The sequence below is a fragment of the Flavihumibacter petaseus NBRC 106054 genome (assembly GCF_000974785.1).
Classification (GTDB): Bacteria; Bacteroidota; Bacteroidia; order Chitinophagales; family Chitinophagaceae; genus Flavihumibacter; species Flavihumibacter petaseus.
Genome location: NZ_BBWV01000002.1, coordinates 996,666 through 1,020,562 on the forward strand (window position 1 = coordinate 996,666; position 23,897 = coordinate 1,020,562).

Genomic DNA, 23,897 nt, shown 5'->3' on the forward strand with positions numbered 1-23,897 from the left:
CAAGGAAACCAAACCATGCCGGCGAAAATTAAACATAAGAGATCTGCACCGCGAACTGGCGCATCTGTTTCAGGAAGAAAAACGAAACGGACGGCTAATGGCGGGAGAAGAGAAGCAGGATCGCCGGCAGCTGCCGTCATCGCAGATTCCTTTCATTCCCTGATCCTGAAGCCGGTGCCGGGACCGGTCGTATTCTTCAATGGCCAGCACAGGGATGCTGATGGCGAAGATGCCATGTTGATCTACCAGGCTGTTTTTGATGCGTACCGGCAGATGAAGTTCATCCGGAATGCAGAAAGGATTCGGATCAATCCAGCAGCTATAGGATTGAGCATTGAAAACAGCATTCATTTCTGCCTTACGGAAATAAAGAAGATGCTGCCGTCCCGGTGGGAGGTAAACGTGGAGAAGGAGGGTGATAAATACCTGGTAGTAATCTACTTCACCTGTGAATTAAACGACAGCTGGAACATATTTGAAGCGGGGCCGATTATCAGGATCCTGGAACAGGAAAATCCAAAGTTGCTCGGATACTTTCTTCAGTTTCTGTCTGCGATGGTCCGCGTTGCAGCGATCGGCAACTGGCAGACAGACTTTCAGGATGATTTATTCAACCTGCGTGATAGGGTTGAAGAAATGTGGGCAGATCCGGAGGAGTACGAAGACCTGGATGAACTGACACTTGCACTCAACGAGTATAATGCCGGCGCTCCAGATCACTTTGGCAGGAAGATTCTGAACATAAAAAAGGTAAATCTAAAGAAGCTGCAGCAACAGGCCCGTAGGTTCAGAAGCTGCCCGGAAGTGGCCAATGTGATCTGCCAGGGCTGTGAACTCCTGATGGAAGGAAGATCCCTTGCCGAATACCGGAATATGGACAGGATGGAAAAGGAAGGCTATGACGGGTATTACCTGCAACTGGATCTGCAGTACTGTGTGGTGTGGAAGTACGCTGATCCTGTTTTTGACGACTACGAGGAATATCTCAATTCAATGGCCAATGAAGGATTGGAAGAGCCGGAAATAAGATTGGTCATTGATCAGAACCTAAAACTGGAAGATATCCTTCACTGTGACGATCGAAAGTCGTGGCCTATGCGCTTGGCAAATTTCATGGACAGAGCAAAAGAGTTACTGGTAATATTCAAATCAAAGTATGAACCAACGGACGGACGCGCTGATGAAGACTTTTAACCCGCAACTGCTGATTGCGGTATATGCCCCTACCGGCAGCTGGATGGATGCCTACCTGGAAAGCCACGAGGTGGACACAAAGGGTAGGATTCTGGAAGGCAGGCCGCTGAAGCAGGAAACTATTGACGGGTTAGTGGATGTGTTCTACCAGGAACGGCAGCAAAGGAGCGAAATATCGGGCCTTCTGCCGCATAATATGCTCCATTTCCAACAACTGAGTGGTGGCGGCCACGAACTTATCTGGTACCGGCCAGCCGAGAAAAGGCAGCTGTTCTTTGCGGAGAAGCTCCACATACCTTCCGGCGAGGCCTGGGTGCCACCGATGATCTACCACGTTCATAAAAGGCAAATGGAAGTATTTGCCTGGGAAGATGATGGGTCACGGCCAACCGAAAAAACACAGCTGCTGCGTGCGCCTTTCCACAATGTTTCCGGGAGCGGTGATGTATGCCTGGGCAGTGCAAAAGCTAAGAAGCCCGAAACAAATACGATCGCGGCACTGCTAAAATACTGGGAAGATATGTTCTGGCTGAGCGAATTCACGCACCTGGCCGGCTCTGAAAACCCAACCAAAACGAATGTCAACCTGATCTGGAGACAGCTCATTGGCTCAGAAACCAAATGGTCTGACCTGGGTGAACTGTTACCAATTAAAAACACACTGGAGGATCTGCTGCCATGACCGTACACTATACGCACCCCTACCTGCTCAATCCGCAGCACAAGGTCACCATTAACCTGGTAGGTCTTGGCGGTACCGGATCCCAAATGCTGACGGCGCTGGCCAGGATCAACGAAACACTGCTGGCGATCGGCCACCCGGGCATTCATGTCAGGAGCTTTGATAGTGACACGGTTTCGGCTTCCAATATAGGCAGGCAGCTGTTTTCCCCTGCAGACCTCGGCATGAATAAGGCTGTAGTACTTACAACCCGGATCAACCGGTTCTTCGGCTATGAATGGGAAGGACATCCGGAAAATTTTTCCGGGCAATATAGAGCCAATATCACCATCAGCTGCATTGATTCTGCTTTAGGAAGGGTAATGCTTGCGGAGACAATTACCGGCAAACAGGGACCATGTGAGCCACTTGACCGGCCACATTATTGGTTGGATATCGGCAACCTTCAGAAGACCGGGCAGGTCGTGCTTGGAACTGTTACTTCCATCAAGCAACCGAAAAGCGACCAGCCCACCGTTAATCAATTACCAAATGTGATTCAGCGGTTTCCCGATATCAAGAAGATCAAGGAAGCAGATCAGGGCCCCAGCTGCTCAGTTGCCCAGGCGATCAGCCGGCAGGATCTCTTCATAAACAGCACGCTGGCACAATTCGGCGCCAACCTGATCTGGAAGTTATTCCGGGAGGGTATGCTGACTTACCATGGCTGCTACATCAACCTGGAAAGCTTCCTGGTTACTCCCATGAGGATTGATTCGTTCAATTATTCCATAAAAAAATCAAAATCCAAAAAATGAAGTTGAAGTATTTCACAGAACAGACGCTACCGAAGGTTAGGGGCGCTGGTGGTACAAGGCTCGCCAGGATCAACCTGAGCACGAAAGGAGCCATCCGGATAAACGAGGCAGCTTGTCAGCTTATCGGTATTAAGGATGGCGATAAGATCTCAATTGCCCAGGATCAGGAAGCCAAAGAAAACTGGTACATCTTTAAGGATCCCAGTCACGGATACCAGGTCCGTCTGATGAGTGACAAGAAAACCTGCGGGTTCAACCATGCAACGTTCATCGGCGCATTTAAAAAGGCTATGAACCTGAAAGATGACATCGGGGTTTCATATCTAATTGCTGGCCAGCCCACCGTGATGAGTGGTGACAAAACCAAATTCTGGGGAATTCTGATACCATCATAATCGGTAGTTATGGCACACCAATCAGTTCAACAGAAGTACGAAACGCTCGTGGACAAAGTCCGCCGGATGCGCAAACACCAGATCAATTGGTTCAACCTTCGGGTAAGCGACGATCTCCGGGCGGCAAAGAAACTGGAGCGTGAAGTTGATGCCCTATTATCCCAGGAAATTCCAATCCAGAAACCCAACCAAACGGATCTCTTTAATGGCAACAGAAGCTAGGCTGATCAGGAACGCAATATTGACCAGCGACAGGGTCAACAAACTTTCGTTCCCTGCAGAGGTATTTTTCAGAAGGCTAATGCATGTAGCTGACGACTACGGTAGATACGACGCGAGGCCGTCGGTCCTGAGAGTCGCACTGTATCCCCTTAAAATCGAAAAGGTGTCAGAATCGGACGTAGTCAAGTGGATGACTGAGTGTGTCAACGCGGGGCTCGTAAGGCAGTACACGGTCGATGAGAAAAATTATCTCCTGATAGAGCGATTTGGTCAAAGAATGCGTACCAAAAAAAGCCGGTATCCTGATCCTCATGGAGTTATGGAGGAATCGGCGGCGGATGGCGGCGAAGTGCAGCAACATGCGGCAACTGGCAGCAACAAATTACAAAATGTCGGAAGAGAAGTAGAAGGGAAGAGAAGTAGAAGAGAAGAGAAAGTGGCGGATAAACCGCCCATGCTCAAAGGAAAAAGTTTAGAAGACAGGGAACAGGAATTCTATGTTGAGCTGGCCAGCTATGTACAGACCTACGGAAAGGAAATGATCAGGAAGTTTTATGACTACTGGCGCGAGCCCAATAAATCGCGATCGAAAATGCGATGGGAGCAGGAACGTACCTGGGAGCTAAAGCTTCGCCTGATCAAATGGGAGGAACGGGACGCAAGTTTCAACCGGGGGAAATCAGAAAGACCAGTGGACGGGCTGACGATCAACGAAAAAATTAAGGCTGCCAGCAAGGCGAACTGATTATGGATCTGACGAACATAAATAAAAGCAGGAAGGACAGGAGACCCGCCGGATCGGTTGATCTCACCACGATGGTTTACGGGAAAGTTCCACCACAAGCGAAGGACCTGGAAGAAGCTATCCTTGGTGCGATCATGCTGGAAAGCCGCGCATTTGATACGGTTTCCGAAATCCTGCAGCCCGATCGATTTTATGTGAATGCGCATGAGCTGATCTTCCGGGCAATGCAGAACCTGGCTCAGAAGAGCGTGCCGATCGACATCATGACGGTTACTGAGCAGCTGAGAAAGCAAGAGCAGCTTGAAATGGTTGGCGGGCCCTATTACGTGACGAAGCTGACAAATACGGTTGTTTCCTCTGCAAACCTGGAGGCGCACTGCCGGATCGTCCTGGAAATGTACATGAAGCGGGAAGTGATCCGACTGGGTGGCCAGTTTGTGGGTGATGGTTACGATGACGCTGTGGATGTGTTTGACCTGATTGATCGTGTGGAGACCGATATCATGGCTCTGAGTACGTCCACTGTAAAAACTGACTTCCGGCCAATTTCTTCCGGATTGGTAAAGGTGGTTCACCAGATGGAGGATATCCGCCACCGGCCAGAGGCTCTTACAGGTGTGACGTCCGGATTTCCGGAGGTGGATCGGTGCACCAATGGGTGGCAGAAAACGGATTTGATTATCCTGGCTGCCCGGCCATCGGTAGGGAAAACCGCATTCGCATTGAACCTGGCCAGAAACGCTGCCATGGCACCGGATCCTGTGGGAGTGGGATTGTTCTCGCTCGAAATGAGTGAATCACAGCTGGTGCAGCGGATCCTTTCAGCGGAAAGCGGAATCTTTTTGGAACGGATAAAGAACGGACGGTTGGACGATCACCATATGGCGCAGATCTATCACCGCGGTGTCGAGCGGCTTCACGAAGCGCCGATCTATATCGATGATTCAGCAGCCCTGAACATTTTCGAACTGAGGGCCAAAGCCAGGAGGATGAAAAACAAGTTCGATGTCGGTCTGATCATTATCGATTACCTGCAGCTGATGTCCGGCGACACCAACAAAAGTGACAACCGGGAAAGAGAGATCGCCAAAATATCCCGGGAATTGAAGCGCCTGGCGAAGGATCTGGAGGTCCCTCTGATTGCCCTCAGCCAGCTGAGTCGGGCGATTGAAAGTCGGGCCAGCCGTGAGCCTCAGTTGTCGGATTTACGGGAATCAGGAGCGATCGAACAGGATGCTGACCTGGTTGGATTTCTCTACCGGCCATCGGACAAGGAGATCATGGACGACAGGGAACTGGAAAACAAGGGAATGGTGAAGATAGCAAAGCACAGGAATGGTTCTCTGATGGATTTCGTGGGTGAGTTTCACGGCAATATCCAGAAGTGGACGAACCTGAAGGAAATGAGCAGATTTTCTTCCGGCCAGCATTCAAACATGAAACCTATATCTAGCCCATACGGCAACAGCCAGGGAAGTTTTTACGAAAAAGATGACGATGAGATATCGTTTTAAGCTCGAGAGATATCCTTCAGGAATTGATAAAAGGTGCTCGATTTGTAATAGATCTCGCGACTTAAATGCCAATGTGGCTGGATATGCTCCCGTTCCCATTTTAAGAAATCAAATAGCGGCATAGGCCGCAAAAATACAATTCATTTTATGCCAAAGCAGCAGTTTCATTTCGCAGCGATCAGCAAAATAATCCTCGAGCACGAAGAGGGGACGCCGACGTCCATTCTCAAAAGCACGGATCTCAGGCTGGAGGTTTCAGGCAACCTCGACCGGTCAGTATACCTGGACGGCCGAGGGATGCCACGGCGCGATGCCCTGAAGCCCATTACGCAGGCATTGCTTTCGGGCCTGACGCTTAACATCGCCATGGGCCATGAAAAGGGTTGGTGGAAAGACCACGAGCATATACAGTACATCATTGAACAGCTGCAGCGACAGTTCGTGGCTCAGAAAGAGACCGGTGAAGGAATGATGGAATACTAAGCATGGAACCTAATAATAAGTCATCGATGACGGAGGCCGATATTCAGAGAAAGCTGCGCAATTTGTTTGCCGATAACAGCTACCACCTGTACAACCAGTACATCATAAAAGAAGGCTGGGAGAGCGACTATTTCAGTGTGACCAGGGCAGGATTGATTGTAGAATGCGAAGTGAAAATAAGCAGATCTGACTTCTTTGCAGATTTTAAAAAGCCCAAACACCGATACTACCAGGCGCTGGTGGCAGGGAAAAGCCATGTTGTCGATGATCTCGGCCGGTGGGATTATGCTGGTGATATTATTTGTTCTTTTCAAAAAGGGGTGCTTAATATGAAGGGATCGAATTGGGGATACAGACGTGGTCCAATAGGAAGATGGACCCCTGTTCACGAGTTCTACCAGGCGGATATCCGACATGAGAAAGTTCAATTGCGGGCGCCGTGTCACTCAATCCGGATCCGGCAGTTCGATGAAATGCATTTACCCCACCGGTTCATGTTTGCTGTTCCTAAAGGACTGATCCGTATGGATGAAGTGCCTCCATACGCCGGCCTGATTGAAGTCGATGAAGCAGAAACATTGGTGACAAGGCGCGGGCCGGTCCTCCATAAAAGGAAGAATCCGCCGCACCTGTGGAAAACCATTTTGGATAAATATTACTTCAAACATTCGCAATTGATAACAAACCCGTAATCGTAAAATGAAGCAGACACCGATACTTTTTTCAACGCCGATGGTTCAGGCGATCCTGAACGGACGGAAAACGCAAACCCGTAGAGTGGTGAAAGGCACTGCCCTGGAATGGTTGGATCGAGACGGGTTTGTTAAAGAATATGTGGCACTTCCAAAGAACGAACTGTGCCCTTACGGCAACCCAGGTGACTTTCTATGGGTTCGGGAAGAGTTTTATCAGATTGGTCACTGGAAGGAGGTTCCAGGTGTAAAGACCAAGACCGGCAAGATGAAATGGAAGTTTGTTCCCGACAATGGTGAGATCAGATATTCCGACAATCGGCCGGAAACTTTTCGAAAAGGCCGACATCACAAAGACCCATCTACTTCGGTTTGGCATAAGCGCCTTGCCAGGTTCATGCCTCGTTCGGCCTGCCGTTTGTTCCTGAAAGTAACCAATATACGTGTAGAACGGTTGCAGGATATCAGCACCGAAGATGTTCGGAAGGAAGGTGCCGGGCAAAACGTACGACAAATGTCGCTTTATGGTCTTGACGCAAAGGGAATCAGGGAGGTGTACGCAACTCACTTTAGTATCCTTTGGACATCCATCAACGGTGAAGAATCCTGGAATAGCAATCCGTGGGTATGGGTGGTATCATTCGAAAGAACAGATAAACCGGAATCATTTTAACCCCTCCCGGCGGGCAGTCGGGACAATATATGAACGAAACTATTGAAACGTATCCCCTCTGTTGGCCTACCGGGTACAAACGGACGCCAAACGGCCAGAGAGCATCGTCAAGGTTTGATCAGACCTACGATAAAGCTCAGCGGTTCATGAGAATGGAAGTTGAGCGCCTGGGTGGCAAGGATCTGATTGTATCAACGAATCTGCGGGTAAGGAAAGATGGCCTTTTGTATGCCGATGAGCTCAACCGACGAATTGATGATCCCGGCGTTGCCATCTACTTCAAGTACAAAGGGAAAGTGGTAGCCATGTGCGCGGATCAGTATCTCAGAATCTGGGAAAACATGTATGCCCTTGGCAAAGGCATCGAGGCATTGCGCGGAATGGAGCGCTGGGGAGTGAGTGAGTTCCTGGATAGGGCATTTACTGGATTTACCGCTCTTCCGGAGGCTACCCCTGGAAAGGATATATGGGGAATCCTGGGGCTTTCGTCCAGGCCCGAATATAGTGAGATCGTTCGCGTTCAGTATCGAAAGCTGGCCAAGGAACGGCATCCGGACCAAGGGGGCTCTGATGCCGCCTTTCAAGAGCTGGTTGATGCATTTAATAGAGCAATTCAAACATATGAATAATGGACTACAAACAATTTGAAGGACATACGCCGGGACCCTGGTTCCCGGTTGAGTTCGGCGGTTACTGGAATATCCACGATGAACCTTTCTACGAGGGAACCAACCTTTTAGATAAGGAAAGCTCCGATCAGGCTGATGTAAATGCGAAGCTCGCTGCCGCCGCGACACAACTTTTATCCCGCTGCATCGAACTGGAGAGGTGGAAAGCTGAGGCAACTATTGTTCAGCATAGGTGGGACAGAGTTTTAGATGCTGCGCAAAAATCCCCTGCATTCAAACTTGGCTGCGATATTCCTTCCAGAGTAGCCGAAATGATCGAGGAGAACAAAAGGCTGATGGAGGCGCTGGATGCAATGCTTACCACATTAGAATCATTGAAGGCTGCGAAGTAACGCCCGCGCCGCACTAATAAATGGAGAGGTATGAGAAAAATTACACTTGGTGAATTCCTTAAACAGCGACGCGAAGCCGCAGGACTTACCTTAAGGCAGATCGAGGAAGGTGCAGGGGTATCCAATCCATACCTGAGCCAATTGGAAAACGGGAAGATTAAACGACCATCAGTCAATATTCTGTATAAGGTGTGTTCTTTTTTGGGGATAGACTTTGACGAAGTTCTTTTTTATGCTGGATTGATCGACGAACATCCGGCTTTCAGTGACACCCAAAATATCACCGCTGAAGAACAACAACAGCTTTTGGAGTATTTGGAATTTCTCCGTTCAAAGAAAAACACAATTAAGCCATGAAAAGTGTCACCCTATTCCTCCTCCTCCTTGCCGGGTGCCAGGTACAGGCGCAGAATAAACCGGCTACCGTCGACGGGGAGACGAACCATGTAAGGGTATTCGCCTGGAAGTTCTGGAATGGTAACGACAGGAATGTCGCGACCATCCCGGATACGTCCCGCGCCATGATCACTGTTAGCCATAAGATCCGGTATAATAAAACCTTCAGATTCCCGGGCTATATCGTCCATAATGGTGGACGCCGGACCATTTTCGATGAATGCTGGCACAAGCTGCCGGAGACCTGGGCAGTCAAAAAAATTGAGAAACAGTTAAATCAACAAATATGCAATTAGAAGCTGTAGTTCAGACCGAACTGAACACAATGGTTGAAAACGGCACCATTGAAAAAATTATCCGGGAAAAGCTCACCAAGACTCTAAACGATGTCATTGAAGAATCCCTCCGATCCTGGTCGGATTTTGGAAAAAAGCTAAAGGAAGCTGTCAATAAAGCCTTGGATATCGACCTGGAAAGGTTATCGGTACTTGACTATAATGAAATTGTTGTCAGGACGGTAAAGGAGCAGCTTGATGCATCGTTATTCAAGCATGTTCAGGGCCCGATCGCTGACCAGATCCGGTCGTACGTTGGTTTGCTGGAAAAGCAGGAATGGAAATTATCGGAAATAATCCACAAGTTTATCTCCGAAGAGATCCTTGAGGGGAAGGACGGCTATGAGGATGGCGAGATCTACTGCGAAGTGAAAAAGTCTGAATACGGTACAGTCACGATTATTTTTGATGAGACAGAAAAGTCGTGGTATGATTGTAAATATCGTCTGTACGCTGACAGCAAGGACGGCAAGGTGTTTTCTTTCGCTATCGGTGACAAGTATAGCCGGAAAGAAATTCGCGGGGATGTCAGGATTGATGGTGTACTTCATGGTTTTGACGGCTTCATATTCAAGCTCTATGCTACCGGGGCGAAGATAATTTTGGATGAGCCGGAAACCTTCTGGTCTACCGGTGACTAAGAGATTGTTCCTGCGCAGAAAATACGGCACCGGCTCCGTACGGGGCGGGATTAGCACCAGAAGCGGCACAGGTGGCCTAAATACGCGGCGCGGGATTTGTAAATTCAGGTTATGATAGTAATAGTTTCCGATACCAAGACTTGCCCTGGCAGTCCAGAAGTCTCCATAACCATTTGCCGGTGGGAAAACGGCACAGCGGCCGAGACAGTTGTAAATATCCCAGTCGGCGAAACCATCTCCGTAATCAGTTGACATGAAATCCCCATTTGGAGAAAATATGAGGATTGCCAGGACAACCTGGGGATATACCCAGGAGCGTGCAGCTGAACTGATCGGTATCTCCCGGGCAAGCGTAGCTGCATATGAACTGTCGAACGCGCAACCATCTTTCGAAATACTCGAGAAGATCATTGAAGTGTACCGTATAGTCGATCTCAGCGACTTTATTTTCGATCCTCATTACTTTTCTTCCCCACGTTAACGCATCGAAAAGCGTTTTGCTATTGCCGTTAGCAATGAACGGCCCAACTGTTTGTGAAAGATAGGCAATAATTACATCTTGCCCGTGAATCAGTTCTTATGCAGAAAGTATCGGGCTTTTCTTCAAACGAATACCAGTTGATCGGGAAGCTTGTGGTAGAACGGGAACCCGCTTTTGCCGCCAACATCGTCAACTCCTTCCGGGTATCTCCAGCCAAAGAGAGAGACCTATCTAAAATCCCTCAGTTTTTCACATCGTACTGCCAGATGCGCGGAGTAGAGCAGGAGGCCCTGCTTGTTACCAGCGGCGACAGAACCAATAAACAGCTGATCCGGGTATTCGTGTCAGCCATCATGCGCTTGTATTGCCCGGAGCTATCCCTGTTGGTCAAGTTCCAGATGAAGGTAAGGAGCGGCCTGGTACAGGGTATTCAGCGCACCATTAACCGGACGCTCAGTAACACCACTGTCATGATCCGTCAGAACCTGATCCTGGAAACCGTATACGATGACTTCCGGGAAGATGTAGACGCAGCAGTTAACCATTTACTGGCATTAAATCCTGAGGTATGAAGACTGGACCAGCGAAAAAGCCCACGAAGAAACCGGTGAAGAAGGCAGCCAAGAAGAAGGCGCCGAAGAAGAAGCATGGGAGACCGGATCTATACACTGAGGAGGTGGCCGCGAAAATCCTTCACCTGATCTCCACTACCGCGAAAGGCCTTTCCTCAATCTGCAAAAGCGATAAGTCACTCCCTTCTGACGAGACAGTGCGCAAATGGATCAATGAGGACCGCGAAGGTTTCCTTGGGAGGTACACGCGTGCGCGTGAGGAGCAGGCTGACTTACTGGCGGAGGAGATAGTGGGCATTTCCGATGAGGTTTCCAGGAAGAAAGCGCTCTCTCACGAGGCTGTGGCCGCGGCCAGACTGCGGATGGATGCCCGCAAATGGGTGGCGTCCAAACTAAAGCCAAAAAAATACGGCGATAAAATCGACCATACTACTGACGGTGAATCACTTAACAAAGGATTCTTTGACTATTTAAAGCAGACATCGGGCAATGCCGGCAGCCAAGGTTAATGAATATGAGCAGCTGGCCATTGACCGGCTGAAGCGCTGGCGGAGCGACTGGGTTCTCTTTGCTGAAGAGGCTTTGGGCGTCACCATGGACGATGAGCAGAAGGCTATCCTCCGGTCTGTTCAGGTCAACAAGATGACTTCCGTTGCTTCCGGTACCGCCAGGGGCAAAGACTTTACTGCGGCGGTCTGTGCGGTGTGTTTCCTGTACCTGACACCGGTATGGGATGTGAGGGGAGAGATGACCGAAAATACAAAGGTGGCCCTCACGGCTCCGACTGACCGGCAGGTAGGCAACATCATGGTTCCGGAGTTTACCCGTTTATTTTTACGCGCTAAACGCAACGGCATAGACTTGCCGGGAAGGCTCACGGGGTACGATATCCGTACGGATAACAAAGAATGGTTTCTGACCGGTTTTAAAGCCGATTCCAAGCGGCATGAAAGCTGGTCGGGCTTCCATGCCTCCAATACCATGTTCGTGGTAACGGAGGCCTCAGGTATTCCTGAGGACATATTCGCCGCGATTGAAGGTAACCTGCAGGGTAACTCCCGAATCCTGATCGTCTTCAATCCCAACGTTTCAACCGGATATGCAGCGACCTCTCAGCGGTCACCCAGGTGGAAGACTTTCAGGCTTGACAGCCTCAATGCTCCCAACGTAGTGGAAAAGCGATCGATCATTCCCGGCCAGGTGGACTATGAGTGGGTAGCAGACAAGGTGGAAAACTGGTGCCATATGATTTCCCAGGATGATTTCTCCGTCACAGAAGGTGATTTCGAGTGGGAGGGTAACCTGTACCGGCCAAACGATCTTTTTCGGGTGAAGGTCCGCGGTATGTTCCCGAAAGTGGGATCAGACGTGCTGGTGCCTCAGCTGTGGATCGAGATGGCGAACGAACGATGGCTGGAATTCAAGAAAGACGGTCTGCCGGTTGAAAGGCCGCTGCGGCTGGGTGTCGATGTTGCCGGCATGGGACGGGACAGCAGCTGCTTCTGCCCACGATTCGGCGACCTGGTTGAACCATTCCGCCTGATCCATTCCGGAGGCGTGGCCAACCATATGGAGATCGTCGGCGTTACCAAAACAATCCTTGCCCAGCATACCGATTCTTTCCGAGGGGTTACCCCGCAGGCTTTCATAGACACCATCGGCGAAGGTGCTGGCGTATACAGCCGCCTGGTTGAGCTGGAGGTACCTCATGTGCACTCAGTGAAGGGCAGCAGCGCCGCCAAGATCGGCACAACGCCAATGAAGGATAAGACCGGCGTCCGGACCTTCCGAAACTATCGTGCTTTCCTGTACTGGAAGGTCCGCGAGTGGCTGGATCCTGACAATGATTCAAAGGCGATGCTGCCGAAGGACGATTACCTGCTTCAGGAGCTGACCGAAACCAAATGGGAGATGCTCAGCGATGGATCCATCAAGATTGAGGAGAAAGAGGAGATCAAGAAGCGGATCGGAAGATCTCCCGATCGGAGCGACTCCCTAGCCCAGACATTTCACAATTCGCCGGATGTGGAGGCAGCACCCGGCAAGAAGAAAAACCTTGCAAATTTTTTCAGATGAATACACTTATTACACAAGACAGGCTTGACGCACTTGCGGCGTTGGCAAAGCAAGCTGTACAGAGAGTCCCCGACTATTCTTTTGTGGCTGAGATCGGCATATACAAGGGAGGATCCCTGAAAGTGCTGGCTGACGCATTGCCGGACAGGAAGATTGTCGGATTTGACACATTCGAAGGGTTGCCAAAGGAGCATTTTACTGAAGGGGAAGTCCATCAGCCTGGTGAGTTTTCAGACACATCACTTGAAGCCGTCACGGAGTTCGTTCGCCACAGTGACCATGTTACACTGATCAAAGGCCTGTTCCCGTCTACTGCAGAACCTTATGCCGAATGCACCTTCAGCTTCGTCCACGTCGACACGGACTTCTACCTGTCTGTAAAATCATGCCTCGAATGGTTTTGGCCGCGCCTGATCCCGGGTGGTATTATGGTTTTCGATGACTACGACTGGCCCAACTGCCCGGGTGTGAAAAAAGCCCTGGATGAATTCGGACAGCCAATCCATGACACCGGCGCCGCCTACCAAGCTTATATCATCAAAAAATAAACATGAAACACTTACTGCTGCTGGCCCTCGTGTGCGCCAGTCTTGCCGCGACCGCACAAAAGAAGGATCCGCCAATGAAGGAATACGACTGGGTGATTGATCCACCGGGTAAGGACAACCGACCTGACACATTGGCTTACCAGCTGAAGGGCAAGACACCGGTGATCGTGAAGGATTCGGCTTTCGCCAAGTTGTATATCAGCACCGTCAACCAGGCCATGACCATGCAGCGCAAGCTACAGCTGGCGGATGCAGCCCTGCAATACGTGACAGTAAAAGGCCAGGTGGTGGACTTGGAAAAATTCCTGGCTATTATCGGACAATACAACAAGATCCAATGAAAGGAGTAGAGTTCCCCCAAATGAATGCCGTTCTTGGACGGCCTGGATCCATGAAAGAAACGGAGTGTTATGATTTGCCCATTCGGCGACACGTTACCAACCTGGGGCCGGCGATCGCCAGCGTCTGGGAGCTTACGGATGAGGATATCGACCGGATCATCGTTTCCAGGAAGATCTTCGTGAACACGATGGGCACCTCACTGGCGCCGTTCTCGCTGGATACGGAAGATCCGTTTCCGCGGAGAAGGGTCCTGCTGAGGAACCCAGATGGCCTCATCGGTGATTTCCTTGGCACGATACCGGCAATGATCGACGTTGCCCGGATCCACCAGCTGGATGTAGTGATCCATCCGGAAGCAAGAGAGTTGTTTGACTTGATTCCCAAACGATACGGTATAACCGCCATTGACGAACCTGGTTCCAATGACGGATATGACTACCACGGAACTATGGATATTTCAGCGGCCTTTACACTTTCCCATCAGAAGGATTACTACATGAGCCAGGCTCATATGGAGCTGTTGGGTTTGTGGGTGTCGCCGCAACCGCCAAAGGCTGAGTTGGATATTCCTGATATAGATGTGCCAGTGGCCGATTTTATCCTGGCGCCGTTCTCGAGATCACTGCCTTCTGAACAAAAATGGCCTGCGGCACAGTGGCAGAAGCTGGTGGATATGCATCCGGACAAAACTTTCGTAGTTATCGGCCATGACCGCGATCCCAGGAGGTTCATTACTGGCCGGAACGTACTTGACGCCTATGCCCAACCCATAACCGAGGTCTGCAATCTACTCAAAAAGGCCCGTCGCGGGTTGATTTCCGTGGTATCTGGGCCTTCGCATCTTGCATTCCACCTCGGAGTAAAAAACTACCTGCTCACCAATCAGAATATGACTTGGGGAAACAATCCGGACGCAATCCAGCTCCGCCACCAGATCCCCAATATGACCGCTGAAGACTTTTCAACCTTCCTTGATGCTTAGAGCTTTCCCATTATACACCAAACATTCGGGCTGTGACTATCATCGCGTGCATCTGCCGTTCAATTTTGCCAGTCAGTACCTGGATGCGCCATTTTTTGAAGGCTATTCGATCGAAAAGACGCTGGATTACATCATGGATGCAGACCTGGTAGTTTGGAATAGGGCGTGCCCGATCGATATCAACCACATTCTGGGCTTCCGAAAACGATCCGGGCTGAAGATCGTGGTAGATCTTGATGACTGGGTGGAGCTGCCTGTACGGCATCCGCTATATGAACACTTCCGGAATGGTTATGCGAAGCTGATCCTTGACCATCTCCGGTTCGCAGATCTGGTCACAGTCACTACTGACCGTCTGGCAAAGAAGGTTCGTCCGTACAATGCCAACGTGCTGGTAATTCCCAATGCACTCCCGTACGGAGAAGACCAGTTCGCACCTACAGATGTGGAAAAGCCAGACAAGTTCACCTTCGTGTATGCCGGCCAGTCATCTCACCTGGAGGATATCCGAATGCTGACCAATCCGTTCAACCGGATCCGCCAGCTGCCCGACATTGCCTTCTCCATGGCCGGATACCAGTCTTCACCGGTCTGGAAGAAAATGGAAGCAGTTTTTCACGGCATGCCGGGATATACCAGGATCCCAAACCAACCCTTGACCGAATACATGAATATCTACGATCAGGCGCACTGTTCATTGGTACCGCTCCTGGATAACCACTTCAACTGGCATAAATCAAACCTGAAGATCCTGGAAGCATCTGCCAAGAAGATCCCGGCGATCGTCTCCCATGTTCCGCCGTATTCTGATGATGCCGATGCACCGGTCCTGTGGGTGAAAAGGCAGTCCGACTGGTATGAGCACGTGCGGTACCTGAGCAAGAATCCAACTGCGGGGCAGGAAATGGGGGAGCAGTTGCATGAATGGGCCCGGGAAAAATACGACCTGCATAAATGGAACCAGGTGAGGTTTGAGGCATATAGTGAATTGTTGGTTTGTCCGTAGAAATACGGATTGCCGTGACTGCGGTATTACCGAATTTTACTGGTAACCCAAATCGAAAAATATGGCAAAATACTTTTGCACTGGCGTCTGGACTGGAAAAGACAAGGTTATAACACACCTTCTGCTTCATGAAGACTTGGAAATATTTTTTTCCAGCGGGAAAAAATATACAGTTGCCGCAGTGGTTGAATTACTTGAGTCTCAAAACAAGGTTATCACACGACAATGGGACTATAACAAGGGAAATTGGCGAGATGGAAGCCCGATACTTGCCGCTTACTTTACAAATGGGAATCCACCATACGTTCGTTCTCACCCTGATGCTAAAACTTCGGATAATTTGGATAATATTTTGGTATTGAATTCCATGATTCCGTAACCGACCCTTTTGATGTAATTCAGCACATTCTTTCACAGAAATAGCCACTCCCCGCAGTGGCTATTTTTATTATTGCCCTGTATGACACAGGAGCAACTTGACGAACTCGTTTCCGATCCGGAAAAATTAAAGGCACAATTGGATGCCGAGAAGCCGGTCAAGAATTTGGCCGATATCCTGAAGCAATACGAGCCATCTACCCACGACATCACTGACCAGACCAAGCGCCCGGACAAATTGGTTACAACTGATGCTGGTACCAGCACAGTTACGGTTGCCAGGCTGACGCTAAATCTGCAAAAGAAGATCGCATTCTATGCCGCGGCATTCCTGTGTGCCAACCCGGTAAAGGTGGATGCTGCAGCAGCTGACGAAACCCAGCAGGGCCTGCTCGATGTCATTCGAAAAACGCTTGAGGATAACAAGGTCGACTACAAGAACATGCAGTTGGCTGAGATGATGATGGCGGAAACAGAAGTTGCCGAGCTGTGGTATACAGAGCCTCTGCCGCCGGACAGTACAGTTTGGGCTGGCACTGTCAATGAAAAAAAAGCAGAGTTCAGGCTTCGCATGAAGGTCTTGGCCAATTCACTTGGTGATGCATTATACCCGGTTTTTAATGAATTCGGTGACATGATCGCCTTCGGTCGTGGATATTTCGTCGGTGCCGAGGGTTCAAAGTCCGAGATGTTGGAGCTCTATACAGCTACAAAGATCTATATCTATCAAAAAACAACGAATGGGTGGATTGAACTGAAATCAGCTGCAAACATCGTTCAGAAAATCCCGGTGATCTATTACAGGCAGCCGAAACCAGAGTGGTCAGATGTCCAGACGCTGATAGACCGCCTGGAAATATCAATTTCCAACCACGGGGACACGAACGACTACTTCGGCTCACCCATGGTCAAAGTAAAGGGGGAGGTTAAAGGGTTCGCGAAGAAGGGCGAGAGTGGCAAGGTGATTGAAATGTCCGAATCAGCTGATGCCGACTACCTCACCTGGGATCAATCGCCAGATTCGATCAAGCTGGAACAGACCAATCTGAGATCCTTCATCTACGACAATACCGACACTCCTGATATTTCATTCACTCAGATGAGCAAACTGGGAACATTCTCAGGTTTTGCCATCAAACTGCTGTTCATGTCTGCCCACCTGAAAGCAGCAAAAAAGGAACAGACGTTCGGCGAAGGCGTTCAGAGGAGACTAAACTTTCTCAAAGCCGCCATGGCCAAAATCAATGTTACGTTGGAAAAGGGGCAGGTTCTTTCTGTGAAGCCTAAGTTCAAATATTTCCTTCCAGAGGATACCGAGACGGACGTAGATGTATTGGTTCGCGCCAAGGAAGGCGGCATTCTTTCTCAGGAATCCGCAGTTGCTGCAAATCCTCTGGTATCCAATCCAGAGGAGGAACTGGAGCGTCTCAAAAAAGAACGTGACGCTGCTGCAGGCCTGGATGAAGCAATCAATGATGATGTTACTGATCCGGATGAAGAATAATTACCGGTATGCCTACCCCCAAACGTAAGTTCAGCCTCAAGGATATCATCCGGAAATCCCAAAACCAGAATATCCGCAATGCCCAGCGCGTTCTGGATGAGATCATGGCGCTGATGGATAAAGGTGCCTCGAAAGCTGCGAACCTGGTAAACAGGCGTCAGCTGATCAACAACCGGTTTCTACCCAAGGATGTTCGGGACGCCATTGACAGGATTGTTACCACCTTTCACGCTGACGCAAGCCAGGTGATCATTAACGGCATCACCAGGGCTCGGAAGCTGGCAGATGAAAAGACCAACGTCATTTCCGAGGGATACATGGGAGGGGGGCAGAAACCGCCAACTAAGGCAACGGAGATCTCATCTTCTGGTGGCCGCAGACGCCGGCCGCCATCCGCACCGAAAAATCCGATCGCATCAAACTTTGGCAAGCACTTCAACCCAAGGAGCCTTTCTCCTCGAGTTTGGAAGCTTGCGAACTCATACAAATCCACCATCAACAAAACCCTGGTCGATGGCATGAAGAAGGGCATTGGCGCCAAGCAGCTGGCCAAGGACCTTACGCGCAACCTGCGCAACCCCAGCGGATCCCTTTCACCTGGTACCGGCGTGTACCGGTCTCCGAAAAAGAATGCAGAACGATTGGCCCGCACTGAAACAAATCTTGCATATCAATTCCAAGACTTTGAACGCTGGCAAACCCAATGGTTCGTTACTGCGATCGAAATAAGGCTGAGTGCACAGCATCCGAAATACGATATCTGTGATCCCCTGGTTGGAGAGTATCCTAAAGATTTCCTATTTCCTGGATGGCACCCCAACTGTTTATGCATCGCGGTGCCAGTGCTCGCTGACGAAGAAACCCGCGACGCCATGCTGGACTACAATCTTGGACTACGCAAGTATCCGCCGGAAGTAAAATACCGGACGATCGTTCCCGGTAGAATGATTCTCTGGATGAAAAACAACAGTGAGCGCATTAAAAAGTGGAAGAATCAGCCCTATTTCATCAAGTACAACCAGAAACACCTCGCTGATTTGATGGAATAAATGTAACAAAGCAGGGTCTTTCACAAACACTCAGAATGCGCAAGGGAAGAAGAAACAATTTCACGCAAACAATTATTTATTCCCATGCACAAGGCGAAAATTCTGGCACAACTGAAGGCGAAACACCCAGGGGTGTCAGCGGCGGTTTTGGAACTGGTGGCCGACAAGCTCGCGCAAACAGTGACCGAAGAAGCCAAGATCGATGAAGCCATTACGGCACTCGACAACATGCCTATTTCGATCAAGGACTTTGCCGATACACTTCAAAAAGAAGGGGATCGCAGAGTAACTGAGGCACAGAAAAAGTTCAAAGAGAAAAAAGCAGAACCGAAAGAGGAGGATACCCCTCCTGGTGACAACAGCGATTCTGCACTTGCAAAGCAACTGAAGGCTCTTACTGATAAGCTTGATCGCCTGGAAGGCGAGAGGCTGCAGTCTGATTATGGTCAAAGGCTTGCCAGGAAACTCACCGACGCAAAAATACCAGCGCAACTGGCCAAGGGGCGCACGGTGACCAGCGACGATGAACTGGAAACTGTGTTCAAAGAAATCGAAACCGATTACGCGGATATGAAGCAGACTATGGCCAATCAAGGATTCGGTGAAGTGCCGAAGCCGGGAGAAGGTCAGAAGACTGAGCCCACGAAAACGGCAGTTGAAGCCGGCATTAAGGATTGGGCAGCCAGGAACCAACCTGCAAAGGAAGCTCCGGTAGCCAAGTAATTGAATCAATCAATTCAAATTTTTTCAACCATGGGTTTACATCCTAAGAAAGAATCCGCCCAGAGCGGTAAAGTGATTTTCCAGAAAGTTCTGGAAACAGCCCGTGGTGGTTTCACACTGGACCCGTCGGGTCTCAGCGAAGGAAATGTAATCCCTGCCGGTACACCCATTTCTTTTGATGAAACCACCCGGAAAGCCCGGATCCTGAAAACCGCCAAGGTTTATGAAACCGCTGGCGGATCAGCCACTACCTACAAGGTAGAAAAGGGCCATCTGCTGAAAGTGGGTGAATATGCTGGTGCAACTGTAGGCGGTCCTGCTTACGCGATCACAGCGATCGACACCAGCAACTCGGCCTACGATACAATCACGGTTGGTACCACCATCGGAGCTGCTTCAGCTGGAGCTGCTTTGTTCCAATCAAGCGCAACCGGTGCGTCATCCGCTGCGCTGATGGTGACCGCTAAAGGTCTGTCCTGGGACGATGTGGAATATGCAGAAGATGCCAGCGTGTCAGTAGTGCTGCGCGGCACCCTGTATGCCCGTCGTGCGCCGGCAGTTCCTTCCAGCGTGGTTACCGGCCTTCCTCTCATCATTTTCTCAAACAGCTATTAAACCACAGCGGAGGAAATAAACTATGAGCAAGTTAAAATCAATTTTCGGTGCTTACGCAGATCAGCTGCAGTTGGTCATCGATGCGAGGAACGACAGGTTCGATCCTCTGTGGTACCCGAAGTATTTCGGGTTAGCCCCCAAGCAGATGTCGCTTGATTTCACCACCGTGATCGGGGCAACCCGTATTGAAGCAGCTGCTTCTGTGGTGGATCGCGATTCTGAAACTCCTTTGAGGAGCCGTCCGGATCTGAGTAAATACTCAGGATCCATTCCTGCCATCAGGGAAATGTTCATGATGAAGGAAAGCGACCTGCGCGAGTACGAGATCATGAAGGCAATGCCTCTGAGTGATGCAGCCCGCCAGAACGCCATCCTGGATCTGATCTGGAATGACACCAAAAAAGCAGGTAACTCGGTTTTCAAGCGCGTCGACATGATGTGTTTGCAGGCAGTTTCTACTGGCGTAATCAGCCTGGATACTACCAATAACCCTGATGGTATCGTTACCGGTACCATTGATCTGCTGATGCCTTCTGACAACAAGAAGCAAGCAGCAGTAACCTGGGCAACAGCAGCAACCGCCACGCCAATTACCGACATCACCAATGTTGTGAAAGCCGGCCAGGACATTGGCGTAACCTTCGCCAAGATCCTGATGTCGCCGATCCTTTTTGGCTACTTCAAAAAGACCAAGGAAGTAATAGATTCCCTCACCGGTTTCTATTATGGTCCAAAGCCTGGCGGTAGCTTCAATCCGATCGGTGTAACCACGCTGGACAACATCAACAATTTCCTCAGCCAGACCGGTCTGCCAACCATCGAATTGGTTGATCAATCCTATGGCGTGGAGAAGGATGGCAAGATCGGTGTACTGCGTCCGTTCAGCGACAACAACGCTTCTTTCATTCCTGCCGGACAGCTGGGCGTGATCAAAAACGCATTTGCGATCGAGGAATTTAAGAAGAGTGAGAGTGTTTCGTACGCAAACTTCGGCCCTGCACTCATTTCCAAATGGGTACAGAATGAGCCAGTTCGTGAGTGGACGAAAGCCGAGTGGAACGCGTTCCCTGGATTCGAGTCCATTGACCGGACGTTCCTGCTGACCGCCGTGTATTAATCACAATCAGCTCTTTGAATAATGACTGTAAAAGAAGCCTTGATCGCAGAGATTGCAATGTCAGTTGATGACATGCTTGTCGACAAGACCCTGGTGGATCATGGGGTTTATGAAAATAGAACCTACACCAAGGAGCTTTCCGAAACAATAGGGAAGGCATCCATCGACATTCTGCTTTCAATATGGACAATGCCTGATGTAAGCGAAGGCGGCTATTCGGTTAAATACAACCGTGACGCCGTCAAATCAAGGCTTCTTTTCCTTGCGGGGAAATATGGCAGGACTGATATCACAGACCAGCTGAACCCCAAGCCAACTGTCACCAGCAAAACGGTGTGGTGATCAGGCAGTATCCACATACTGCTTTCTTCACCATTCCGGCAACGGTAGTTCAAGATGCCAATGGGAACTGGACGGAGATCTCCGGCACCAGTTCCACCATTGAGCAGATCTGCCGTCTGGAAACACGGACTGGTAGAAATGACGCCTATATCACCGGCGAAGACGGTGTAAAGGTGGAAATGACAGCTGTGATTTATATGCCGGTAAATGCGCCAAAGATCGCTGTAGGTACTTGGGTGGTGGTAAAGGATAAATATGGGGCGATCCTGAGGAGTACTGTGAAACAATATTCCAAAGGCCAACTGAATACCAGGATATGGGTATGAAGTTCACACCGCAGTTCTCCAGCTACGATATCACCGAATTTATTCGGCGGCAGGTATCCGTGGTAGAAAATGCCACACTGGATCAGCTGCAACAAATCGGTGAACAGTTTGTGCGGGACGCCAGATCTACCAGCACCTACAAGGACAGAACCAGGAATCTCCGCGGTTCCATCGGCTACATCATCCTGAAAGATGGTGCTGTGGTCTTTGGAAATTTCGTGGAGCCGAACAGGAAGTCAACCGGCAAGCGGACAACCAAAAAGGCCAAGAAGGAAAGTGTTGAAAATTTCGTCGGAACTGAGCTTGGACGAAAACTGGCCATTGAGATAGGGAAGGAGCATCCTGTTGGGTATGTGCTGGTGGTAGTCGCAGGCATGAGCTACGCCGGATACGTGGAGGCCAAAGGGTATGACGTGTTGACAGGTTCAAGCCTGAGTGCAGAAGCAAACCTGGTTAAGGCAATCAATAAAATTCAAGCCCGTCTGAAAAAGCTATGAAGTCGAATTACGAAATAGTAGACCTGATTTGGACCCGCCTGAATGCCTCTGACGAACTGAAGGGTATGATATCCGGGGGCATTTTCAAACACAAGCGTCCGGACGGCTCAACAGCCCAGGACATTGCGATTGTGCCTTTGGTGAGTGGTAACGAGCAGCTGCAGACCAGTTTCGTTAACGTCAACTTTCATTGCCAGAACCTTGAGGTTACTATCGGTGGCCAGCCAGCTGTTTATCAGCCGGACCATGTCAAACTGAAAGAGGTTACAGAATTCCTTATTCCCCTGCTGGATGATTACTGGACGGATGATTACCATTTTGAAGTCCAGCGACAGACAGATTTCGAAGAGCCAGATATAAAAGAAACTTTTTCCAATATCCGAGTGATCGTGTATTCCATCAACGTTTAAAATTTTTAACTACCATGGGTAAGTATAAAATCGGTCTTACGACCATCAAACTGGGTGCAATCGCCGTTGACGGCGGTATGGGCACTGTTCTCACCGCTGTGGGAGATACCGTTGCCGGTACTGCCCAGATGACCACTGAGGATGATCAGAAAACGGACTTCAACATCGAGGAAAGTGATTCCCCGGTGATGTCGATCGTAACCACACCGGGTGCCATCACGCTGGCCTGGTCCACTTATGCCAACGATGCAACTACCCTGCAGAAGATGTTCGGTGGTACCATCGTTCCGGCAGGATCTGGCGGAGGTGAGACCTGGAAAGCTCCCGATTCCTTCCCTGAGCAGGAACTGTCTCTGGAAGCTACCTGGAAGCAGGGTGGTATTCTGCGTGTTCCCCGCGCTAAAATTGCAGCAAACCTGAATATGTCCTTCAAGAAAGACACTCTTTCTCAGATCGACATCACGGCGACAATCCTGCAACCTACGAAAGCCAATGAGCCGCGTATTTCTATCGAAAACGCCAACTGATATTCAATTTCCTAACTAAATCCAGGGCCCCGTAACAGGGGCTTTTTACTATGCTGAAAGAAACTGCCCAGGCAATACTTGAGACGCCTTACAAGGTGGATATACGCGGGATGCGCGGGCATCCGATATTTTTCTGGCGCCAGGTGCCGTTCGTGAAGACTTTCGAACTGCAGCCCCTCAGTCTGGGTTCGCTGACGAGAATCTCGGAGCTGATCCTGGACATCAACCCGGATTATTTTGCTGCCGGAAAGGCAATGCAGGACCTGACGTATGAACTGGCGCTGAAGCACGGGAGGGCGCTGGCAACCATTGTGGCTGTTGGGTTTACCAACACAAAAGCGAAACCGCGTGAGGAGCTGGTTGATATGATCCTCGAATACGTGACACCTGCCCAGCTGGCAGATATTTTTTCAGTGATTGTAGCAAAAATTGATATCACGGGTTTTATAACTTCTATAGTCTCAATCAGAGGGACGAGCATTCTGACGAGGACGAATCCAGCAGATCAGGGGAGTCAAATAGCCTCTGGGGAACCATCGGAGGAATCATCAAGTACTTCCGGTTCTCCTGGCACGAAGTAGTATGGGAGATGAGTTACGTCAATGTACTCAT

General features: G+C 49.9%; 35 protein-coding genes. All 35 read left to right on the forward strand.

Going from position 1 to position 23,897, the window contains the following annotated elements:
• The first annotated feature begins 15 nt into the window (after positions 1–15).
• The 35 genes from FPE01S_RS14280 to FPE01S_RS14455 all read left to right on the forward strand — a co-directional run bounded on the left by FPE01S_RS14280 (position 16) and on the right by FPE01S_RS14455 (position 23,866).
• The gene (locus FPE01S_RS14280; protein ID WP_046369600.1) at positions 16–1,194 is read left to right on the forward strand and encodes a hypothetical protein; all 1,179 of its coding nucleotides are present in this window, start codon (positions 16–18) and stop codon (positions 1,192–1,194) included.
• A complete protein-coding gene (locus FPE01S_RS14285) occupies positions 1,157–1,876 on the forward strand; it encodes a hypothetical protein (protein WP_052955791.1) in 720 nt (239 codons plus the stop codon). The genes FPE01S_RS14280 and FPE01S_RS14285 overlap by 38 nt, the downstream gene beginning before the upstream one ends.
• On the forward strand, positions 1,873–2,673 hold the full coding sequence (locus FPE01S_RS14290; RefSeq protein WP_046369601.1) for a PRTRC system ThiF family protein: 801 nt from the start codon (positions 1,873–1,875) through the stop codon (positions 2,671–2,673). The genes FPE01S_RS14285 and FPE01S_RS14290 overlap by 4 nt, the downstream gene beginning before the upstream one ends.
• Positions 2,670–3,068, forward strand: coding sequence for a hypothetical protein (locus FPE01S_RS14295; protein ID WP_046369602.1), 399 nt, complete (start codon positions 2,670–2,672; stop codon positions 3,066–3,068). Before FPE01S_RS14290 ends, FPE01S_RS14295 begins: the two co-directional genes overlap by 4 nt.
• A 9-nt stretch (positions 3,069–3,077) precedes the next feature.
• Entirely contained in the window at positions 3,078–3,290 is a 213-nt protein-coding gene (locus tag FPE01S_RS14300) for a hypothetical protein (RefSeq protein WP_046369603.1), read from the forward strand.
• A complete protein-coding gene (locus FPE01S_RS24960; RefSeq protein ID WP_052955794.1) occupies positions 3,274–4,035 on the forward strand; it encodes a hypothetical protein in 762 nt (253 codons plus the stop codon). The genes FPE01S_RS14300 and FPE01S_RS24960 overlap by 17 nt, the downstream gene beginning before the upstream one ends.
• 2 nt (positions 4,036–4,037) lie before the next feature.
• Complete coding sequence (gene dnaB, locus FPE01S_RS14315) at positions 4,038–5,549, forward strand: replicative DNA helicase (RefSeq protein ID WP_046369604.1); 1,512 nt, start codon at positions 4,038–4,040, stop codon at positions 5,547–5,549.
• A gap of 147 nt (positions 5,550–5,696) precedes the next feature.
• Entirely contained in the window at positions 5,697–6,032 is a 336-nt protein-coding gene (locus FPE01S_RS14320) for a hypothetical protein (RefSeq protein ID WP_046369605.1), read from the forward strand.
• 2 nt (positions 6,033–6,034) lie between these two features.
• Positions 6,035–6,724, forward strand: coding sequence for a hypothetical protein (locus tag FPE01S_RS14325; RefSeq protein WP_157474031.1), 690 nt, complete (start codon positions 6,035–6,037; stop codon positions 6,722–6,724).
• 7 nt (positions 6,725–6,731) lie between these two features.
• The gene (locus tag FPE01S_RS14330) at positions 6,732–7,397 is read left to right on the forward strand and encodes a hypothetical protein (RefSeq protein ID WP_046369607.1); all 666 of its coding nucleotides are present in this window, start codon (positions 6,732–6,734) and stop codon (positions 7,395–7,397) included.
• 146 nt (positions 7,398–7,543) lie between these two features.
• Entirely contained in the window at positions 7,544–8,026 is a 483-nt protein-coding gene (locus tag FPE01S_RS14335; protein ID WP_157474032.1) for a J domain-containing protein, read from the forward strand.
• Entirely contained in the window at positions 8,026–8,418 is a 393-nt protein-coding gene (locus FPE01S_RS14340) for a hypothetical protein (protein ID WP_046369608.1), read from the forward strand. The genes FPE01S_RS14335 and FPE01S_RS14340 overlap by 1 nt, the downstream gene beginning before the upstream one ends.
• Positions 8,419–8,448: 30 nt before the next feature.
• Positions 8,449–8,775: a helix-turn-helix domain-containing protein gene (locus tag FPE01S_RS14345; RefSeq protein WP_046369609.1), complete on the forward strand. Its 327-nt coding sequence runs from the start codon at positions 8,449–8,451 to the stop codon at positions 8,773–8,775.
• Positions 8,772–9,110, forward strand: a complete 339-nt coding sequence (locus tag FPE01S_RS14350; RefSeq protein ID WP_046369610.1) for a hypothetical protein — start codon at positions 8,772–8,774, stop codon at positions 9,108–9,110. The genes FPE01S_RS14345 and FPE01S_RS14350 overlap by 4 nt, the downstream gene beginning before the upstream one ends.
• Positions 9,101–9,790 (forward strand): hypothetical protein, encoded by a 690-nt coding sequence (locus FPE01S_RS14355; protein WP_046369611.1) that lies wholly within the window; start codon positions 9,101–9,103, stop codon positions 9,788–9,790. The genes FPE01S_RS14350 and FPE01S_RS14355 overlap by 10 nt, the downstream gene beginning before the upstream one ends.
• A 253-nt stretch (positions 9,791–10,043) precedes the next feature.
• Positions 10,044–10,271, forward strand: coding sequence for a helix-turn-helix transcriptional regulator (locus FPE01S_RS14360; protein WP_072053995.1), 228 nt, complete (start codon positions 10,044–10,046; stop codon positions 10,269–10,271).
• Between the two features lie 98 nt (positions 10,272–10,369).
• Positions 10,370–10,843: a hypothetical protein gene (locus tag FPE01S_RS14365; protein ID WP_046369613.1), complete on the forward strand. Its 474-nt coding sequence runs from the start codon at positions 10,370–10,372 to the stop codon at positions 10,841–10,843.
• On the forward strand, positions 10,840–11,352 hold the full coding sequence (locus tag FPE01S_RS14370) for a terminase small subunit-like protein (RefSeq protein ID WP_052955799.1): 513 nt from the start codon (positions 10,840–10,842) through the stop codon (positions 11,350–11,352). Before FPE01S_RS14365 ends, FPE01S_RS14370 begins: the two co-directional genes overlap by 4 nt.
• Positions 11,333–12,919: a hypothetical protein gene (locus FPE01S_RS14375; protein WP_046369614.1), complete on the forward strand. Its 1,587-nt coding sequence runs from the start codon at positions 11,333–11,335 to the stop codon at positions 12,917–12,919. Before FPE01S_RS14370 ends, FPE01S_RS14375 begins: the two co-directional genes overlap by 20 nt.
• Positions 12,916–13,467, forward strand: a complete 552-nt coding sequence (locus tag FPE01S_RS14380; protein ID WP_052955801.1) for a class I SAM-dependent methyltransferase — start codon at positions 12,916–12,918, stop codon at positions 13,465–13,467. The genes FPE01S_RS14375 and FPE01S_RS14380 overlap by 4 nt, the downstream gene beginning before the upstream one ends.
• A gap of 2 nt (positions 13,468–13,469) precedes the next feature.
• Positions 13,470–13,808: a hypothetical protein gene (locus tag FPE01S_RS14385; protein ID WP_046369615.1), complete on the forward strand. Its 339-nt coding sequence runs from the start codon at positions 13,470–13,472 to the stop codon at positions 13,806–13,808.
• Positions 13,805–14,791 (forward strand): glycosyltransferase family 9 protein, encoded by a 987-nt coding sequence (locus tag FPE01S_RS14390; RefSeq protein WP_046369616.1) that lies wholly within the window; start codon positions 13,805–13,807, stop codon positions 14,789–14,791. The genes FPE01S_RS14385 and FPE01S_RS14390 overlap by 4 nt, the downstream gene beginning before the upstream one ends.
• Positions 14,784–15,797, forward strand: a complete 1,014-nt coding sequence (locus FPE01S_RS14395; RefSeq protein WP_157474033.1) for a glycosyltransferase family protein — start codon at positions 14,784–14,786, stop codon at positions 15,795–15,797. Before FPE01S_RS14390 ends, FPE01S_RS14395 begins: the two co-directional genes overlap by 8 nt.
• A gap of 61 nt (positions 15,798–15,858) precedes the next feature.
• A complete protein-coding gene (locus tag FPE01S_RS14400) occupies positions 15,859–16,176 on the forward strand; it encodes a DUF3892 domain-containing protein (protein WP_046369618.1) in 318 nt (105 codons plus the stop codon).
• 81 nt (positions 16,177–16,257) lie between these two features.
• Complete coding sequence (locus FPE01S_RS14405; protein WP_052955804.1) at positions 16,258–17,679, forward strand: phage portal protein; 1,422 nt, start codon at positions 16,258–16,260, stop codon at positions 17,677–17,679.
• 8 nt (positions 17,680–17,687) lie between these two features.
• Complete coding sequence (locus FPE01S_RS14410) at positions 17,688–18,728, forward strand: structural protein (protein ID WP_046369619.1); 1,041 nt, start codon at positions 17,688–17,690, stop codon at positions 18,726–18,728.
• Between the two features lie 84 nt (positions 18,729–18,812).
• Positions 18,813–19,451 (forward strand): hypothetical protein, encoded by a 639-nt coding sequence (locus tag FPE01S_RS14415; protein ID WP_046369620.1) that lies wholly within the window; start codon positions 18,813–18,815, stop codon positions 19,449–19,451.
• A 30-nt stretch (positions 19,452–19,481) separates the two neighbouring features.
• A complete protein-coding gene (locus FPE01S_RS24965; RefSeq protein ID WP_052955808.1) occupies positions 19,482–20,066 on the forward strand; it encodes a hypothetical protein in 585 nt (194 codons plus the stop codon).
• Positions 20,067–20,088: 22 nt separating this feature from the next.
• On the forward strand, positions 20,089–21,183 hold the full coding sequence (locus FPE01S_RS14425) for a major capsid protein (RefSeq protein WP_046369621.1): 1,095 nt from the start codon (positions 20,089–20,091) through the stop codon (positions 21,181–21,183).
• A gap of 21 nt (positions 21,184–21,204) precedes the next feature.
• A complete protein-coding gene (locus FPE01S_RS14430; protein WP_046369622.1) occupies positions 21,205–21,525 on the forward strand; it encodes a DUF6706 family protein in 321 nt (106 codons plus the stop codon).
• Entirely contained in the window at positions 21,522–21,851 is a 330-nt protein-coding gene (locus tag FPE01S_RS14435; protein ID WP_046369623.1) for a hypothetical protein, read from the forward strand. The genes FPE01S_RS14430 and FPE01S_RS14435 overlap by 4 nt, the downstream gene beginning before the upstream one ends.
• Positions 21,842–22,348 (forward strand): hypothetical protein, encoded by a 507-nt coding sequence (locus FPE01S_RS14440; RefSeq protein WP_046369624.1) that lies wholly within the window; start codon positions 21,842–21,844, stop codon positions 22,346–22,348. Before FPE01S_RS14435 ends, FPE01S_RS14440 begins: the two co-directional genes overlap by 10 nt.
• Positions 22,345–22,758, forward strand: a complete 414-nt coding sequence (locus tag FPE01S_RS14445; protein ID WP_046369625.1) for a hypothetical protein — start codon at positions 22,345–22,347, stop codon at positions 22,756–22,758. The genes FPE01S_RS14440 and FPE01S_RS14445 overlap by 4 nt, the downstream gene beginning before the upstream one ends.
• Positions 22,759–22,772: 14 nt before the next feature.
• A complete protein-coding gene (locus FPE01S_RS14450) occupies positions 22,773–23,285 on the forward strand; it encodes a hypothetical protein (RefSeq protein WP_046369626.1) in 513 nt (170 codons plus the stop codon).
• A gap of 50 nt (positions 23,286–23,335) precedes the next feature.
• Positions 23,336–23,866: a hypothetical protein gene (locus FPE01S_RS14455; RefSeq protein WP_046369627.1), complete on the forward strand. Its 531-nt coding sequence runs from the start codon at positions 23,336–23,338 to the stop codon at positions 23,864–23,866.
• The last annotated feature ends 31 nt before the right edge of the window (positions 23,867–23,897 follow it).